The organism is Mucilaginibacter daejeonensis, from assembly GCF_020783335.1.
GTDB lineage: Bacteria > Bacteroidota > Bacteroidia > Sphingobacteriales > Sphingobacteriaceae > Mucilaginibacter > Mucilaginibacter daejeonensis.
Genome location: NZ_CP086068.1, coordinates 2080684 through 2097624 on the forward strand (window position 1 = coordinate 2080684; position 16941 = coordinate 2097624).

A 16941-nucleotide genomic window follows, 5' to 3' on the forward strand; every position below is an offset into this window, starting at 1 on the left:
TAATGATAAAGAAAGTTTTTTCGTCGTTGGGTGTGGCTTTGCTGTACTTGATGTCGTTATTGCCCTTCTTTATCCTTTACCTGATCGCTGATCTGCTGTTCGTGATCATCTTTTATGTGACAGGCTACCGGCGTAAAGTTGTCCAGCAGAATCTATCTAACGCATTTCCTGAAAAAAGCGCTGCCGAACGGGCTACGATCGAGAAGGAGTACTTCCGTTACCTGGCCGATCTGGTCGTCGAGACCATCAAGATGGGCTCTATTTCGCGCAGCGAGGTGGATAAACGCATGGTGGTGAACAACTTTGATGCTTGCACATCGGCTGCCTTTGCTGAGGGTCGGAGCGTGATCGCTGTGGTAGGGCATTATGGCAACTGGGAACTGGCCAGCTTAAAGTTCGGCCTCGTAACCGATCATCCACGCATCACGGTATATAAGCCGCTTAGCAACCGCACGTTTGACGAGATGTTCCGCAAAGTGCGCTCAAGATTTGGCGCTACGCTGGTGCCCATGAAGAATACCTTACGCAAAATGGCGCAACTGCGCGGAGCGCCATCTATATTGATGCTGGCCAGCGATCAAACCCCATCGCGCGATGAGGCTACGCATTTCGTACAGTTCCTGAACCAGCCTACCGCTATTTTTTTAGGTGCCGAAAAGCTTGCCCGCTCGTTAGATGCTGCCGTGGTTTTTTGTGATATGCGGCGGGTGAAAAGAGGTCATTATGTTTGTAACTTCGAGCTTTTGTTCGACCACGCCAAGGATACCGCAGAATATGAGATCACCAATACCCATGTACAACGCCTCGAAAGCACCATTAGGCAGGAGCCGCCATACTGGTTATGGTCGCACCGCAGGTGGAAGATCAAACCGGAGGACGTGCGTTAAATGAACACTGTGCCTAAGGTGGCCGTTGTGATATTGAACTGGAACGGCCTTCATCATCTTCAAAAATTCCTGCCATCTGTACTGGCTTCCACCTATCCTAACCTGCAGGTGGTAGTGGGCGATAATGCCTCCACCGACGGTTCGGTAGCTTTCCTGAAAGGGCGTTATGCCAATGAGGTAACGGTCATCGAGAACAAGGAGAACTATGGTTTCACCGGCGGTTATAACAGGGTGATGGCACAGGTAGAGGCGGACATCTATATTCTTCTCAACTCTGACGTAGAAGTTACCCCGGGCTGGATCGAACCGGTGGTACAAATGATGCAGGCCGACGAGCTTATTGCGGCGGCAGCGCCCAAGATCAAAGCCTACCGTAAAAAGGACCACTTTGAACATGCTGGCGCAGCCGGTGGTTTCATTGATAAGTTGGGCTATCCATTTTGCCGCGGGCGGTTATTTTACGAGGTAGAAGAGGACAAAGGCCAGTACGATACCTCAGGCGAGATATTTTGGGCGTCAGGCGCTGCCTTGTTCATCACAGGCCGCCATTGGAAAATGTCGGGCGGGTTCGATGAACGCTTTTTTGCCCACATGGAAGAGATCGACCTTTGCTGGCGCTTAAAGAACATGGGGTACAAGGTCATGTATTGCGCAGCATCTACCGTATACCACGTCGGCGGCGGTACCCTCAATGCCGAAGACCCATTCAAGACCTACCTGAATTTTCGCAATAACCTATTCCTGCTCAAAAAGAATCTGCCTGCCGCGCGGGCTGCCTGGGTGATCAGCATACGCTTCGGGTTGGACCTGATCGCTTTGTTGCGCTTTATGGGCGAGGGTAAACGCAAGGATGCCTGGGCTGTAAGCCGTGCGCATCAGAATTTTGTACGCAAAGTATTTCAACGTTCACCGGTAGCTGCTCGTCAAGCTTTGGGTGGTCAATTGCCACCAAACATGAAGGGGCTGTACAAAAAGAGCATTGTTTCACAGTTCTTTATCAAGAAAAAACACCGTTTTAGTGACCTTGATCCGGCTGACCTGGAGTAGGCGAGGTTACAGCCGCTGGTGGCGGCTGCATGGCGTCAGTGCCTTGAGGTACGCGTAGTACCAACTCTGGTTGGGGTTTCGGTATCTTGATGCCTTCGGCCTCAAAGGCTTTATAGATCTCGGTCAATACAACGCTTTTTAATTGCGCGAACATGGACAGATCGGCCGCCCAGAACGAAATGACCAGATCCACCGATGCCGACGATAAGGTATCGAGGTAGACCACCGGTGCCGGTTTCACCATAATATCGTCCCGGTTGGAGACCAGGTTACGAAGTAAATTCTTCACTTTATCTATATCCGTACCGTAGGCCACGCTGATGCGGAGCTCTACCTGCCGGTTATTGTCACTTAAGGTCCAGTTGATCACATGCTGCGATATCAGATCACCGTTGGGGATAATGATCTCGGCGCCGTTACCGGTAGCGATCTTGCTTGATCGTATTCCGATCTCTTTTATAGTGCCGGCCCGGTTCGATACCTCTATCACATCGCCTACTTGTACAGGTTTCTCAAACGCAAGTATAAGCCCCGATACCAGGTTGTTCACGATATTCTGTAAGCCGAAACCTACACCCACACCCAGGGCACTAATAATGATAGTGATCTTATCCAATGGAAAGCCCGATGCGCCCACTGCCAATAGGAACCCTACGCTGAACACGCCGATACGGATCAACAATAGCGAGGTTCGGTTCTTGCGATCGGCAGCGGACTTGCCAGCATGCTGGTCAGCAAAGTCGTAAAAATAACTGATCACCCGGGCGGCTACCGAGGCCAGCCAGATCACGCCTGCGAATATGATAATGCTGCCAAACGTGAACAACGTGCCACCCAACTTGCGCGATTGATTGAGGAAGCTACCCACCAGATCGAAAAAGCTGTCTTCGATACTGAGATTCTGCAACAGCATCACGAACCACATGACAGCTGCTACGATGTTGAGCACACTACGGAGCTTGCCTTGAAGTAGTTTGAAGTCGAGATATGAGCTGATGCTTTCCTTATCGATCTTATTGGCTTCCAATTGCAGGAACAGCGCCTGGATCACCGTTTGAACAAAGTAGTACAAGCACATGGCCAACCACAGGTTGAACAAGGAGGTTACCGCCACGATCTTGGCTAAGCTAAAGCGCCCTGCGATATTAAGCAATACAGAAGCGGCTTGCGCCACGATCAATAGCCACAACGCGGTACGGCTGTAGGGCACATACTTTTCGTTGGAGATATTGATATGCTTTAAGAATTTTAACGAGAACCAGGTGGTTGTAATGGCCAATAGCAGTATGATTATGCGATCCACATTGGACACCTCTACAAAAAGATTGCTGAGGCTGTACACCACCGTGATGGCGAACAATTTGAGCAAGAAGCTGAATAGCGGCGTAGGGCAAGTGCGGTAGATCAAATACAATAAAGCCGACACCGATATCATGAATAGGATCTCGACAAAAGCGATTGGTGGGGTGTTGTAAAAGTATGGAACGATCAACGAGACCACCAGTAAAGAGGAAGCGATAGGATATCCCGTCACGTATTGCGTTTGCTCAGTGATCTGTTGTGCTTTCCTTGGCAGTTTACTTATGCGTCGCTTGTTGATCACCAGCCACACGATCATCCCAAGTAGTAATAAGATGCCGGCGATGTGTTTTAACGCTTCACCGTTAAGAAGGCGGAAAAGCCGTGTATTCATCAACACGGTACGCTTCAAAGCCGATTTGAACGTACTGCCAGTGGAGTTCTTCATGTTCCACAGGTAGCCGTACTCGCAGTTGAGCGCGTTGATGCTGAAGTTGCGGATCTTGGTATTGATCAGTTCTTTTTCGTCCAGTATGGCAATGTAAACGTTGGCCAGCCGGTTCTGCATCTTGCCTACCCGCAGCAAGGCCCGCCTGTTCATCGAGTCAAGTTTTTGCGCTTTGATTTCTATCGCGGCACGTTGCTCCAAAAACGTGAGGCGCAGGGTGCTATCGCTCGGGAATATTCTGAATAACGAATCGCCGTGTATCTTGCTGATCGCTTCGTCAATGTCTACCAGGTCATCGCTGATGTCCACTAACTGGTCCTGCCAAACATCCAGCTGGTCTTGCCGCTTGTTCAGCACATCACGGATCGAGTACAGGTACCGCAGGGTACCGGCCTTGTTACGGCCGATCAACGTGCGCATCACTGTAGCGGTGCGTTCAAGATCGGGCAGAGCGGCAGCGATACGTACGGTATCTAAACCTTTACTTAATTTGTTGCTTATCTGATTGAATGACAGCGTATAGTATTCGATGCGCTGAAGTAGATTATTAGTTGAGGTATCAGAGGTTTTATAATACCGCATCATCGAATCGCGGCGCAGCATGGCAGCCCTCAACGAATCGGTGACGGTACGTTTATGTTTTTTACGGGTTTGGGCAGCGGCAAAAAAAGGCGTGATCAATGCCAGCACAAGGCAGCAGATCAGCGCGCGAAAAGCAAATGTTCTGTACATTTTGAAACTGGCAGAATACCAATGCAATGTACAACACTAACTTCAAAAAAGCGTTTGCCTCAGGGCAAAATACAAATACCAGGAATATTATCGCTGAATGAGATGCTCCACGGCCAAACGGTAAGAATCCATCCCGAAACCCGCTATCACTCCTATACAATTGGCCGCCAGCATAGAGTGATGGCGGAACGTTTCGCGCTTGTGAACGTTAGATAGATGCACTTCGATCACTGGTGTGTTGATCGCGGCGATCGCATCGGCTATGGCAATGCTGGTATGCGTATAAGCCCCTGCGTTAAGCACGATGCCATCGTGGTCAAAACCGACCTCATGCAGCTTGTCGATCAATTCGCCCTCTTTGTTGCTTTGGAAATAGCTGAACGTATGCTCCGGATAGCGTTGTTGCAAGGTCTTGAAATATTCTTCAAAACTTTGATCGCCGTAAATGGAAGGCTCTCTAACGCCAAGCAAATTCAAATTAGGTCCGTTAATGATCTGTATCTTCATGATCAGCATGATTTGTTGCGATGTTTGTTACCGAGCAACAAAGGTTTATCACCACCTTTGTGCTAGGCTAACGTGTCAAACTTAGCTATAAAACATCAGAACATAAAACACGCATGGATTGGCGGTCGGCTATAAAAGGTTTTAGGAACTATTTGCGGTTAGAGCGCTCGTTGTCTGAGAACTCTATCGAGGCCTACACCCGCGATATTGACAAGCTGCAGCAGTTCGCCGAGAGTTCGCAACCCGCTTTAAAACCGGATGTTATTGTCCTGAACGACCTGCGCCTTTTTTTACAGTGGATAAACGAGCTGGGCATGATCCCATCTACCCAGGCCCGTATCCTGTCGGGCATCAAAGCATTTTATAAATTTATGCTGATGGAGGACATGATCACGGCTGATCCGTCCGAACTACTCGAATCTCCGCGCATTCAACGCAAACTTCCCGACACGCTAAGTTATGAGGACATCAACGCGCTCATCAGCGCCATCGACCTCTCTAAGCCCGATGGTCCGCGTAACAAAGCCATGCTCGAACTATTATACAGTTGCGGTCTGCGCGTATCCGAACTAACCGAATTACGCATCTCTAACCTGCACCTTGATATCGAGTTCATTAAAGTGGTAGGTAAGGGTAATAAGGAACGTTTAGTGCCGATCAGTGATACCGCGATCAATGCCTTACAACAGTGGTTGCTGTACGGCAGGGTGCATGTAGAGGTAAAAAAAGGGGAGGAGGACATGGTCTTCCTTAACCGCAGGGGCAGCCGTTTATCGCGCGTTTATGTATTCATGCTGATCAAAGATCTGGCGTTAAGGATCGGTCTGCAAAAAACGATAAGCCCGCACACCTTTCGCCACTCATTCGCCACGCACCTGATCGAGGGCGGGGCCGACCTGCGCGCCGTACAGGAAATGTTAGGGCACGAAAGCATTACCACCACCGAGATATACACTCACCTCGACCGCGATTACTTAAAGAGCACCATCATCCATTATCATCCCCGCAGTTGAACACCGGTCCGTTCTTTACTACCAAAAAGAGTAAAATAATTTAGTCATAGTAAATTTAATACTAAAAATATTAGTATTTTTGAATTGCTATGAATGAGGAAAGGATAACCGAGAAGCTCAATATTTTGGCTGATGCAGCTAAATATGATGTTTCGTGTGCGTCGAGCGGGAGCAAGCGTAAGAATCAGAATAAAGGATTGGGTAATGCCAGTAATGGTATTTGCCACACCTACACCGAGGATGGTCGTTGTGTGTCCTTACTCAAAATATTGCTGACCAACCACTGCATCTTCGATTGTGCTTACTGTGTGTCGCGCAGCAGTAATGATATTAAGCGGGCTGCCTTTACGGTGCAGGAGGTGGTCGATTTGACCATCAATTTTTATCGCCGTAATTACATCGAAGGATTGTTCCTGAGCTCGGGTATCTTTAAAGATGCCGACTTTACCATGGAGCGTTTGGTGCGGGTAGCCAAAAAGCTACGTACCGAGCATAATTTCAATGGCTACATCCACCTCAAATCCATTCCCGGGGCAAGCGATGAGCTGATGCGCGAAGCTGGGCTGTACGCCGATCGCTTGAGTGTTAATCTTGAGATGCCTACCGAAGCTGGTCTCAAATTGTTGGCGCCCGAAAAGAACCGCCAGGAAATGATCAAGCCGATGGGCTTTTTAAAGAACGAGATCATTCAGCGTACGGAGGAGAAAGCACTATTTAAAAAAGCGCCCATGTTCGCTCCGGCAGGCCAGAGCACCCAGGTGATCATTGGTGCCACACCCGAGACGGATCAACAGGTGTTGCAGACCGCCGATCACTTTTATCGTAACTTCAATTTAAGGCGAGTTTATTACTCGGGTTATGTACCTGTACTGAGCGATTCGCGCTTGCCGGCCTTGAACACCAGTGTACCGATGGTGCGCGAGAACCGCCTATACCAGGCCGATTGGCTTATGCGTAATTATGGTTTTCACGTGAACGAGATCGTGAACGAACGGGCTCCTCACTTGGATCTGGATGTTGATCCCAAACTGAGCTGGAGCCTGCGCAACCTGCACGTCTTCCCTATAGATGTTAACAAGGCCGATCTGCAGCTGATCTTGCGCGTTCCGGGGATAGGTCTGCTATCGGCGCAAAAGATCGTGAGTGCGCGTAAGTTCGGCAAGTTGAACTGGGACCAATTGAAAAAGATAGGGGTGGCCTTGAACCGTGCCCGCTACTTTATCACCTGCAACAGCACCTCGTTCGAGCGGCGCGACCTGACAGCCATGTCGATCAAGCAGTTCATCCTGTCTACTTCACAAAGTAAGTATTTAAAAAATTCGGTCACTCAACTGGGGCTTTTTTAACGTGGGTACGGATATGACAACGCTGGTATACGACGGTAGCTTTGAAGGTTTGCTCACGGCAGTGTTCGAGATCTATGAGCACAAGCTGCAGCATGTAAAAATGCAGCGTGGTGAATGGCTGAGCACGGCCCTGTTCGAAAATGTGATCGAGGTGGTCACCGATGATAAACGCGCGGGCCGGGTGTTGCAGGGCTTACAGCAAAAGCTGAGCACGGGCGGCCTGCAAAGGCTTTATGCCGCACATATGGCCGATATTGAAAATGAGGATGGTAACCTAGTAGGTTACATCCGTTATGCGTTCGATGCCAAACAGAACATTGAGGAAGATTACGGAAACCGCTATGTATTGCGCCTGGCCGAGCTGATGCGCATGATCCGGCGTGAAAAACACCGGATGGAGGCTTTTATCCGTTTCCAGAAATTGAAGGACGAAACGTTCTATGCCGCCATTGAGCCTGACTTTAATGTGTTGCCGCTTCTCTCTCGCCATTTTAAAAATCGCTATGCTGATCAAAAGTGGCTCATTTATGATATGCGCCGCAACTATGGCTTGTTCTATGATCTGCACCAGGTCGATTTTATCGTTCTCGACTTCGCCATATCCAAACCTGACAATGTGATATCCACCTATACCGAAGATGAAGGCCTGTACCAAAATCTTTGGAAGAACTACTTTAAGAGCGTCAATATCCCTGCACGCAAAAATACCAAATTACACATGCGGCACATCCCTAAACGCTATTGGCGCTTTTTGACCGAGAAGATCTGATCGGTTATTGAGCTTAATGAGTAATATGAACTGATAAATTATTGGTATCGATCGGCGGGAAGTTTGGATAAAGCTTCCCTTTCTTTTTATGTTTGATAGATGTCTTTGGTGGATATATGATAGCATTTTGATGAACTAAATAAGTGAGTAATATTGTTGAATTGGTGATCTATTAGCCATTTTGTGATGATATTCTATATAATATTCTCAATTCGTTATAAAATCTTATCTTTATCCCATCACTATATATCATTAACAAACAACATCTAATATGAAGATAGCCGTAGTAGGAACGGGTTATGTAGGCTTGGTGACAGGCACATGTTTAGCAGAGACAGGGAACGAAGTGACCTGTGTGGACATCAACGAAAAGAAAGTGGCGATGATGAAGGCAGGCCAGCTGCCGATCTATGAGCCAGGCCTGGAACAACTGTTCCACCGCAACATCGCCCAGGGCAGGTTAACGTTCACCAATAGTTTGGCCGAAGGCATCGCTGAGGCACAGATCATCTTTTTAGCCCTGCCGACCCCTCCGGGTGGTGACGGTGCGGCCGACCTGAGCTACGTACTGGGTGCAGCAGGCGACATCGCCAAACTGATCACCGACTACAAAGTGATCGTGACCAAGAGCACCGTACCGGTAGGCACGGCCGATAAAGTGACCGCCGCCATGCAGCAGCACGCCAAAGAAGGCGTGGAGTACGCGGTGGTAAGCAACCCGGAGTTCCTGCGCGAAGGCGTAGCGGTAGAGGACTTCATGAAGCCCGACCGCGTGGTGGTAGGTACCACCGACGAAAGAGCAAGAAAACTGATGGCTGAACTATACGGACCATACGTGCGCCAGGGCAACCCGATCATCTTCATGGATGAGCGCAGCTCAGAACTGACCAAGTATGCGGCCAACTCCTTCCTGGCCACCAAGATATCGTTCATGAACGAGATAGCGAACCTGTGCGAGCTGGTAGGCGCTGACGTGGACATGGTGAGAAAAGGAATCGGTGCGGATGAACGCATCGGTAAACGCTTCCTGTTCGCCGGTATCGGTTATGGCGGCTCATGCTTCCCTAAGGATGTGCAGGCGCTGGCCAAATCGGCAGAAGAGAACAGCTACGACTTCAAGATACTGAACTCGGTGATGGAAGTGAACGAGATACAAAAGAACGTACTGACCGAGAAGGTAAAGAGATATTACAAAGGCGACCTGAAAGGCAAGCACTTCGCGCTGTGGGGTCTGGCGTTCAAACCAGAAACGGACGACATCAGGGAAGCACCGGCACTGTACATCATCGATGCACTGGTAGAGGCCGGCGCAACGGTATCAGCATTTGACCCGGAAGGCATGAACAATGTGAAGGCACTGCTGGGCGACAAGATCACGTACGCAGAGAACCAGTACGACGTACTGAAGGACGCTGATGCACTGCTGATCGTGACCGAGTGGTCACTGTTCCGCACACCGGACCTGGAGCGGGTGGAGAGCCTGCTGAAGGCGAAGGTTATCTTTGACGGCCGTAACCTGTACGACCTGGACAAGATGATCGACCGTGGTTTCTACTACAACTCTATCGGTAGAAAAGAGATCAAATAAGCATCCCGAACAATAGATCATGAAAGGCTTTGTGAGCATCACAAGGCCTTTTTCGTTGTACCATCTTTTTTTGGTAGATAACGCTGGTCAGCGTTGCTGAAAATGGGTGTTGTAATTGAAGCGATAGGTGTTTTTCTTGTAGGTTAAAATGGGTATGTGGTATACCTCAAAGTGTGCATAAATAGCCCATTAATTTACATCAGCTACACAGTAATTACTTGCATGTTACTACCGATCAATATAATTTTGTGCGCGATCAACCTACAATGTTCGTTTAACGCAAACGAACTTCACCTGGTAGTTAATGGAACAGACATTAAACAAGGATAAGCCTGAAGTAAGGCTACGAGCTTTCAGAGCTATCGACGAACCACATACCTGCCAGTTATTCATCGAAGGGCATACTCATGTACTCACCAGTATCGGCGTCACTAAAGTGACCTCATCTAAGAACGAATGGACCGAGAATCCGGCCGCGTTCGTGATGGTGGTGGAATCAATGGACGGCAAAAAGGTGTACGGAGGAGCCCGTGTACACGTGGCCGGCGGTTCGCAGCTGTTGCCTATCGAGCAGGCCACCGGCCGCATGGACCCGGGGATATTTGACCTGGTGTGGCGCTTTGCCCAGCAAGGCACTGGCGAACTTTGCGGCCTTTGGAACTCGCGCGAGATCGCCGGCTACGGTATCGGCAGTATCTTCCTGATCCGTACAGCGGTGGCTATCTCTTACCAGATCGGCATACAATCGTTATTTGCTTTATGTGCTCCATACACCATCCCGCCGGGTGAGGCCGTGGGGATGGAGATCGAACTGGGGATCGGTAACAATGGTACCTTTTATTATCCCAAGCTGGATCTGTTAGCTACCACCATGATCCTTAAGGATGTGCCAACATTGAAAAAGGCTTACGAAGAGGACAAGGCGGCCATCATGAAGATCCGCGAGAACCTCAACATCATCCGCAACGAGGTGCTGCGCAAAAAGGAGATCACTATCCATTACGAGATCGAGATACCGCACTTGGATCAGTGGGACCTCAAGGCCACCATAGCTAATGCCCAAAGCAATTACAACAGCGCCAAGTTCAAGGAAGAAGACCCTGAGATATTGTAAACTTTGACCTCACGGTCGTGTTTATTTTGAGGTGCGCACAACGTTTTTGTTTGAACGCCGTATAAATACCTCAATTCATAACCATGACCGATAATCTTTCTACCATATACCCAAATTCGGCAACAGATCTGGTATTCCGCCCGTTGTTCTTCAGGCTGGCCCTTGCTGACGATAAAAAAGCATTAGATACGCTCATCTTCGATGGGAAGATCCTGCATACGCATAACGAGATATACACACAACTTCAGGAACTGATCAAAAGCATGTACCCGGCGGAGCGTATCACGCCCGATCGGTACAGCCAGCTGATCGAAGCCCATTTGAACGGCACACCAGCCGATGAGTACGGCGTATGGGTATATTACCCTTGGAACGGCCGCCTGGTACACCTGTTGGACGAGGAAGAATTTGTGGAAGTACGTACCAACCGTAACCGCTTAAAGATCACCCGTAGCGAACAGAGACTGTTGAAGCAGAAAAAGATCGGCGTGGTTGGTCTATCAGTAGGGCAGTCCATAGCGCTTACCCTGGCTATGGAGCGCACTTGTGGCGAACTTCGCCTGGCTGATTTTGACACGGCCGAGCTAAGCAACCTGAACCGCTTGCGTACCGGCGTGCACAACATGGGCATCAAAAAAACGGTGATCGCTGCCCGTGAGATAGCCGAGATCGATCCTTACATCCACGTGAAATTATATCACGATGGTTTGACCAAAGAGAACATGGACGATTTCTTCACCGCTGACGGCAAGCTTGACCTGTTCATTGAGGTGTGCGATGGCATGGATATTAAGATCGAGAGCCGTTTCAAAGCTCGCGAGCTGCAGATACCGGTGGTGATGGATACCAACGATCGCGGTATGCTTGATGTGGAGCGCTTTGACCTCGAACCTGAGCGCCCGATATTACATGGCCTTGCGGACGGCCTCGACCCCGACAACATCAAAGACCTTTCTAACGAAGACAAGATACCTTACATCCTGAAGATGGTAGGCGCCGAGACCATCTCGACCCGCTTAAAAGCTTCGATGATGGAGGTGCAGCAATCGATCAATACCTGGCCGCAACTGGCCTCGTCGGTAGTACTGGGCGGCGCCTTAACCACTGATGTGTGCCGACGGATACTGCTGGACCAGTTCCGTTCGTCGGGTAGATATTATGTTGACCTTGACGAACTAGTGAAGGATGAGGAAATATTGTCAACAGAGGTCGATCCTTCATATATCGGTCCGCCGGAGCTGACCGAGGAAGATATGCTGAAAGCTGCCGAGCAGATCGAGGGTAGCACTGAAGGCATCACGCTTGATCAGAATATTGCTACGCAGATCGCGCAGGCCGGTGTGATCGCGCCATCGGGTGGTAACGCCCAGCCTTGGAAGCTATTGTACACTGACAAAGGTTTGCTGGTATTCCATGACGCGCACCACTCGCACTCGTTCCTTGATTTTGAGCATTTAGGCTCATATGTAGCCATCGGCGCATTGGTCGAGAACGTGGCCATCAAGGCATCTACTTTTGGCTTAAATATCAAGACCGAATATTTCCCGCTGCAAGGCGACCGCACATTGGCAGCACGGGTCATCTTTACCGAGGCAAGTTCTGCGGCCTACGAGCCTGCGTTGGAAAAAGGACTGAACATACGCGTGACCAACCGTGACAAAGTTGAAAAAGAACGACTGGCCCCGCCTGTAGCTGATCAACTGATCAGCGTGACCGAAGCATATGATGGCGCTAAATTGCAGCTCATCACCGATGACCAACTAATGAAGCAAGTGGGCGATCTGGCGGCCCGTGCCGAGATGATGCGCATCTTGCACCCACGCGGGCATTACGATACCTTCACTAACGAGCTACGCTGGAGCACCGAAGAAGCTGAACGCACGCTGAACGGCCTCGATGTGAATACTTTGGGCGCCTCTAAAGGCGAGATCGCTGCCTTGGGAGTAGCCAAGGATGCCAAAGCCATAGCCTTTTTGCGTGAACAGCAGGGTGGTATAGCCTTCACCAAAATGGTGAACAACGCCATCGCTTATTCATCGGCTATCGGTATCGTGACCATGCCGCAGTATTCCGCTGAGGATTTCGTGAAAGGTGGCCGGGCGGTGGAGCGTTTATGGATAGAGGCAAACCTTGCAGGGCTTTCGTTCCAGCCGGTGGCGCAATTGGTGTTCATGACGGCCAGGACAACCTATGATGCACCTGCCACTACCGAACAGGAAAAGCTGTATCACGCTGAAGTAAGCCAGTTACAGCAGCAACTACATGCATTATTACCGCAGATCGGCGAACAGCAACCTGTATTCATGTTCAGGCTGGCTAAGGGCGGGCAGCCAAAGGCACGGTCATTGCGCAGGCCACTTTCAGCAACGTTCAGTTATAAAGTTTAGAAGCTATAGTTGAGCTTAAAAGCTAATTACGCTATTTTTAGCACCGATATAACATTCCGTTACTCCACCCTGTATCATCCTTATAATATGAAGCGTTGGTTATCTATTTGTATCCTTCTATTAATATCTATCGTTGCGGCGCAAGCACAGATCACGTACAGTGGTCATAAGCGCATCGCTACGGTGGGCGATGGGATAGCTTATTACATCGACTCTTCAGGTAAGCATACCGTTCAGACTATACAAAACCAAGCTAACTTTACCAAGGTGAAGGCCGCGGTACCAAATCTTGGCCTTACGGATAAACCGGTTTGGCTAAAGGTGGACGTTAAAAATCAGAGTGACCTCAACGACCTGATCCTGCAATTTGATCAGCCATTATTAGAGAGTATCACCTTCTATTACCCCGCCAACGGAAGCTTTGCAGGTAATGTGAGCGGCGAACGTTATCCATTTGGGTCACGGCCCGTGAACTATCACAAGTTCCTGTATCACTTAAATATCCCTCCGGGCGGATCATCGGTTTACTATGTGCGCATCACCTCAAGCCACCCCATGCAAATGCCGGTGTTCCTGGGTGATAAGGAAAGCATAGAGGATCTAAGCATGAGTAAGAACATTCTTTTTGGAGTGTTCTTCGGCATCATCCTCGTAATGTTCTTTTACAATCTGTTCGTGTACATCTCGGTGAAAGACCCGATATATATCTATTACGTGATCTACATCCTCGTGGTGGGGCTCACGCAAACCACTATAGAGGGGTATAGCTTCCAGTACCTATGGCCTAACAATACGTTCCTGGCTACCCGTAGCTTTTTCCTGTTAACGGCGCTGGTGAACATAACCGGGCTCGAGTTCGTGCGCCAATTCCTGCACACTAAGGATTACTTACCCAGGTTAGATAAGTTCGCTTTTTTGATCTATGGCGTTTACCTGCTCGTGATCGTGCTTACTGTGCTGGGCCAGTTGCGCTTATCATACATGATCCTGCAGGGTTTCGGCGGCGTGGTGTCCCTTTATATGCTGGCCGTGGCTGTGATCATAGCCCGGAGAGGGAACCGTTCCGCCAAGTTCTTCCTGATCGCCTGGTTGCCACTCATTGCCGGTATCATTATCTGGATACTTAAGGACATGAACGTACTGCCGTACAACCTATTCACCAATTACAGTATCACATATGGTTCGGCGTTGGAGGTCATCTTGCTGTCGTTCGCACTGGCTGATAAGATCAACATCTTCAAGGCCGAAAAGGAGCGCTCGCAAGAGGAGACCTTACAAGCCTTAAAAGAGAACGAACGCATCATCCGCGAGCAGAACGTGATATTGGAGGCCAAGGTGAATGAACGAACGTTGGAATTAAGCAAGGCCAACAGCGAATTGAACGTTACGCTGGAGGACCTCAAGCAGGCACAAACGCAATTGGTAGAATCTGAAAAAATGGCCTCCCTGGGTCAGTTGACGGCAGGTATTGCGCACGAGATCAATAACCCGATCAACTTCGTGACCTCGAACATCAAGCCGTTGAGGCGCGATATCGAGATGGTGATGGATACATTGCGCACGGTAGAAGGTATAGCCATGATGGATATCACCGCCGCTGAAAAGCAAAAGCAGATCGAAGAGCACAAAGAGGACATGGACTTTGAATACCTCCAGGATGAGATCGCTCACCTGATGAAGGGGATCACCGAAGGTGCCAACCGCACGGCCGAGATCGTCAAGGGGCTGCGTATCTTCTCCCGTTTGGATGAGGACGACCTGAAGCGTGCCGATATCAACGAGGGTATCGAATCGACGCTGGTGATCGCTAACAACCTGATGGGTAAGATCAGTGTGGTCAAACAGCTTGGGCAGCTGCCACCGATCGAGTGCTATGCTGGTAAGCTGAACCAGGTGTTCCTGAACATCATCTCCAATGCGGCTTATGCGGTACACAAAAAATTCGGCGATCAGCCGGGTGGGCAAATATCCATCAAAACATATAACGACGATCACGACGTTTTCATCGAGCTTTCCGACAATGGGATAGGCATGAGCGAGAAAACGCAGAAAAAGATATTCGAACCGTTCTTTACCACCAAAGAAGTGGGCGAGGGTACGGGTTTAGGCATGTCAATTGCTTATAATACCATCAAAAAACACAATGGAAACATAACGCTGGAAAGTACTGAAGGTGAGGGGACAAGCTTTATCATAAAGCTGCCCATCATTTTTGTGATGTGAACGAACTTAATTAATGACCGTGCGTAAAAAGACCATCGAAATGTGTATTTTTAGTCACCTAACTGATATAAAACATTGATCCCCAACTCAGAAAAGATCAAGATCCTGTACGTTGACGATGAACAGGATAACCTTGTCGGATTCAAAGCGTCGTTGCGTTTAGATTACCAGATCTATACAGCGGTGAACATACCTCAGGCTACCAGCCATCTGGATAGCCATCCTGATATCAGGATCATATTCTGCGATCAGCGTATGCCCGAAATGACGGGCGTACAGTTCTTCGAAAAGATCCGCTCTACCCATCCGCACCCGGTGCGCATTTTGTTGACCGCTTACACCGATGTGGAGTCAATCATCAACGCCATCAACAAGGGTCATATTTTTAGGTACCTCAACAAGCCCTGGACCGAAACAGATATCTTATCAGCCATACAGGAGGCCAATAAGTTTTACCTCACCAACTCCATGTTGTCTGTCAAGAACGAGGAGTTGAACAAGGCCTATAACGAGCTTAACAAATTCGCCTACAGCGTAAGTCATGACATCAGGGGACCGATAGCCGGCGTGTTGGGCGCCATAAACGTGGCCCGCGAGATAGACGATGTGAACGAGATGCGCGAGATGCTGTATCTGATGGAAAAGTCATTGAAAAAGCTTGACTCGTACGTGATCAGCATGCATGATTATTATGCCATACAACGCGGTGAATTAAAGATCAAGAACATCGACTTCCAGTTGATGGTGGAGGAGATAAAGGGTTTTTACGAGGTGATATCCACCCTGGATAATATCGAATTCAAGGTGAACGTAACGCAGGATGCTGTGTTCAGGAGCGATGATACACCTTTGAAATTGGTGATCAATAACCTGCTCTCTAATGCCTTTAAGTACCAGGATCTGGAACGCCAGCACCGCTCTGTTGAATTAAACATAGAAGTTGTAAAGGGTGTGGCCACGATATATGTAAAAGACACAGGAATCGGTATATTAGGCAATCATATCGGCGAGATATTCAACCTGTTCTACCGGGCCACATCGCAGGGGCCAGGCTCAGGTTTTGGCCTGTACAACGTAAAAAGTGCGCTCCAAAAACTGAACGGGCAGATCGAGGTGAACTCGGTGATGGGACAAGGCACCACCTTTAAGGTGATCATTCCATCTATTTAACATGATGAGATTAACTTTCATAGTCATTGACGACAGCGAACTGGACCGTTTCATCCTCCGCAGGGTGATCGAGCACCTGAGCGATGGCTATGAAGTGATCACCTATCGTACCGCTTGGGAAGCGCTTGTGGATATAGAAAGGATAGAAAGAGAGACCTTTACGATGATATTCCTTGACCTGAAGATGCCGGTAATGGATGGCTTTCAGTTCATTGAGGAATTTGGTAAACTGCCCGAACACATCAAGGACCGGCACCGCATCGTGATCCTTTCTACCACTCGTAATCCTACTGACATTGCGCGGTTAATGGATAGTGATCTTGTGGATAGTATCGTAGAAAAGCCGATCACCAAGGAGAAATTCAATTCGCTTTTAGGCGCGCTTAACACTACGGCGCTTTAATGCTGCTC

At 49.1% G+C, this 16941-nt stretch carries 13 protein-coding genes; 11 read left to right on the forward strand and 2 right to left on the reverse strand.

Annotated features, from left to right (window positions below):
* Nucleotides 1-2: 2 nt before the first annotated feature.
* Both LLH06_RS08775 and LLH06_RS08780 read left to right on the forward strand, forming a co-directional pair.
* Nucleotides 3-887, forward strand: coding sequence for a lysophospholipid acyltransferase family protein (locus LLH06_RS08775; RefSeq protein WP_228172965.1), 885 nt, complete (start codon nt 3-5; stop codon nt 885-887).
* Nucleotides 888-1934, forward strand: coding sequence for a glycosyltransferase family 2 protein (locus tag LLH06_RS08780; protein WP_228172966.1), 1047 nt, complete (start codon nt 888-890; stop codon nt 1932-1934).
* Here LLH06_RS08780 and LLH06_RS08785 read toward each other — a convergent pair.
* On the reverse strand, nt 1903-4413 hold the full coding sequence (locus LLH06_RS08785) for a mechanosensitive ion channel family protein (protein ID WP_228172967.1): 2511 nt from the start codon (nt 4411-4413) through the stop codon (nt 1903-1905). The two genes, LLH06_RS08780 and LLH06_RS08785, sit on opposite strands and share 32 nt — an antisense overlap.
* 87 nt (nt 4414-4500) lie before the next feature.
* The gene (gene aroQ, locus LLH06_RS08790; protein WP_228172968.1) at nt 4501-4920 is read right to left on the reverse strand and encodes a type II 3-dehydroquinate dehydratase; all 420 of its coding nucleotides are present in this window, start codon (nt 4918-4920) and stop codon (nt 4501-4503) included.
* Nucleotides 4921-5033: 113 nt separating this feature from the next.
* On the opposite strand from aroQ, the gene xerD reads away from it, so the two are divergent.
* From xerD to LLH06_RS08835, 9 genes are all read left to right on the forward strand, one after another.
* Nucleotides 5034-5933 (forward strand): site-specific tyrosine recombinase XerD, encoded by a 900-nt coding sequence (gene xerD, locus LLH06_RS08795; RefSeq protein ID WP_228172969.1) that lies wholly within the window; start codon nt 5034-5036, stop codon nt 5931-5933.
* Nucleotides 5934-6022: 89 nt separating this feature from the next.
* Nucleotides 6023-7279: a putative DNA modification/repair radical SAM protein gene (locus LLH06_RS08800; protein WP_228172970.1), complete on the forward strand. Its 1257-nt coding sequence runs from the start codon at nt 6023-6025 to the stop codon at nt 7277-7279.
* Nucleotides 7280-7292: 13 nt separating this feature from the next.
* The gene (locus LLH06_RS08805; RefSeq protein WP_228172971.1) at nt 7293-8048 is read left to right on the forward strand and encodes a TIGR03915 family putative DNA repair protein; all 756 of its coding nucleotides are present in this window, start codon (nt 7293-7295) and stop codon (nt 8046-8048) included.
* A gap of 271 nt (nt 8049-8319) precedes the next feature.
* Entirely contained in the window at nt 8320-9636 is a 1317-nt protein-coding gene (locus tag LLH06_RS08810) for a UDP-glucose dehydrogenase family protein (protein ID WP_228172972.1), read from the forward strand.
* A gap of 304 nt (nt 9637-9940) precedes the next feature.
* Complete coding sequence (locus LLH06_RS08815) at nt 9941-10750, forward strand: hypothetical protein (protein ID WP_228172973.1); 810 nt, start codon at nt 9941-9943, stop codon at nt 10748-10750.
* 83 nt (nt 10751-10833) lie between these two features.
* A complete protein-coding gene (locus tag LLH06_RS08820) occupies nt 10834-13137 on the forward strand; it encodes an Rv1355c family protein (RefSeq protein WP_228172974.1) in 2304 nt (767 codons plus the stop codon).
* An 87-nt stretch (nt 13138-13224) separates the two neighbouring features.
* A complete protein-coding gene (locus LLH06_RS08825) occupies nt 13225-15360 on the forward strand; it encodes a sensor histidine kinase (protein ID WP_228172975.1) in 2136 nt (711 codons plus the stop codon).
* A gap of 75 nt (nt 15361-15435) precedes the next feature.
* Nucleotides 15436-16530 carry a hybrid sensor histidine kinase/response regulator gene (locus LLH06_RS08830; RefSeq protein ID WP_228172976.1) on the forward strand — a complete coding sequence of 365 codons (1095 nt, stop codon included), beginning with the start codon at nt 15436-15438 and terminating at the stop codon, nt 16528-16530.
* A 1-nt stretch (nt 16531) separates the two neighbouring features.
* Complete coding sequence (locus tag LLH06_RS08835; protein WP_228172977.1) at nt 16532-16933, forward strand: response regulator; 402 nt, start codon at nt 16532-16534, stop codon at nt 16931-16933.
* The last annotated feature ends 8 nt before the right edge of the window (nt 16934-16941 follow it).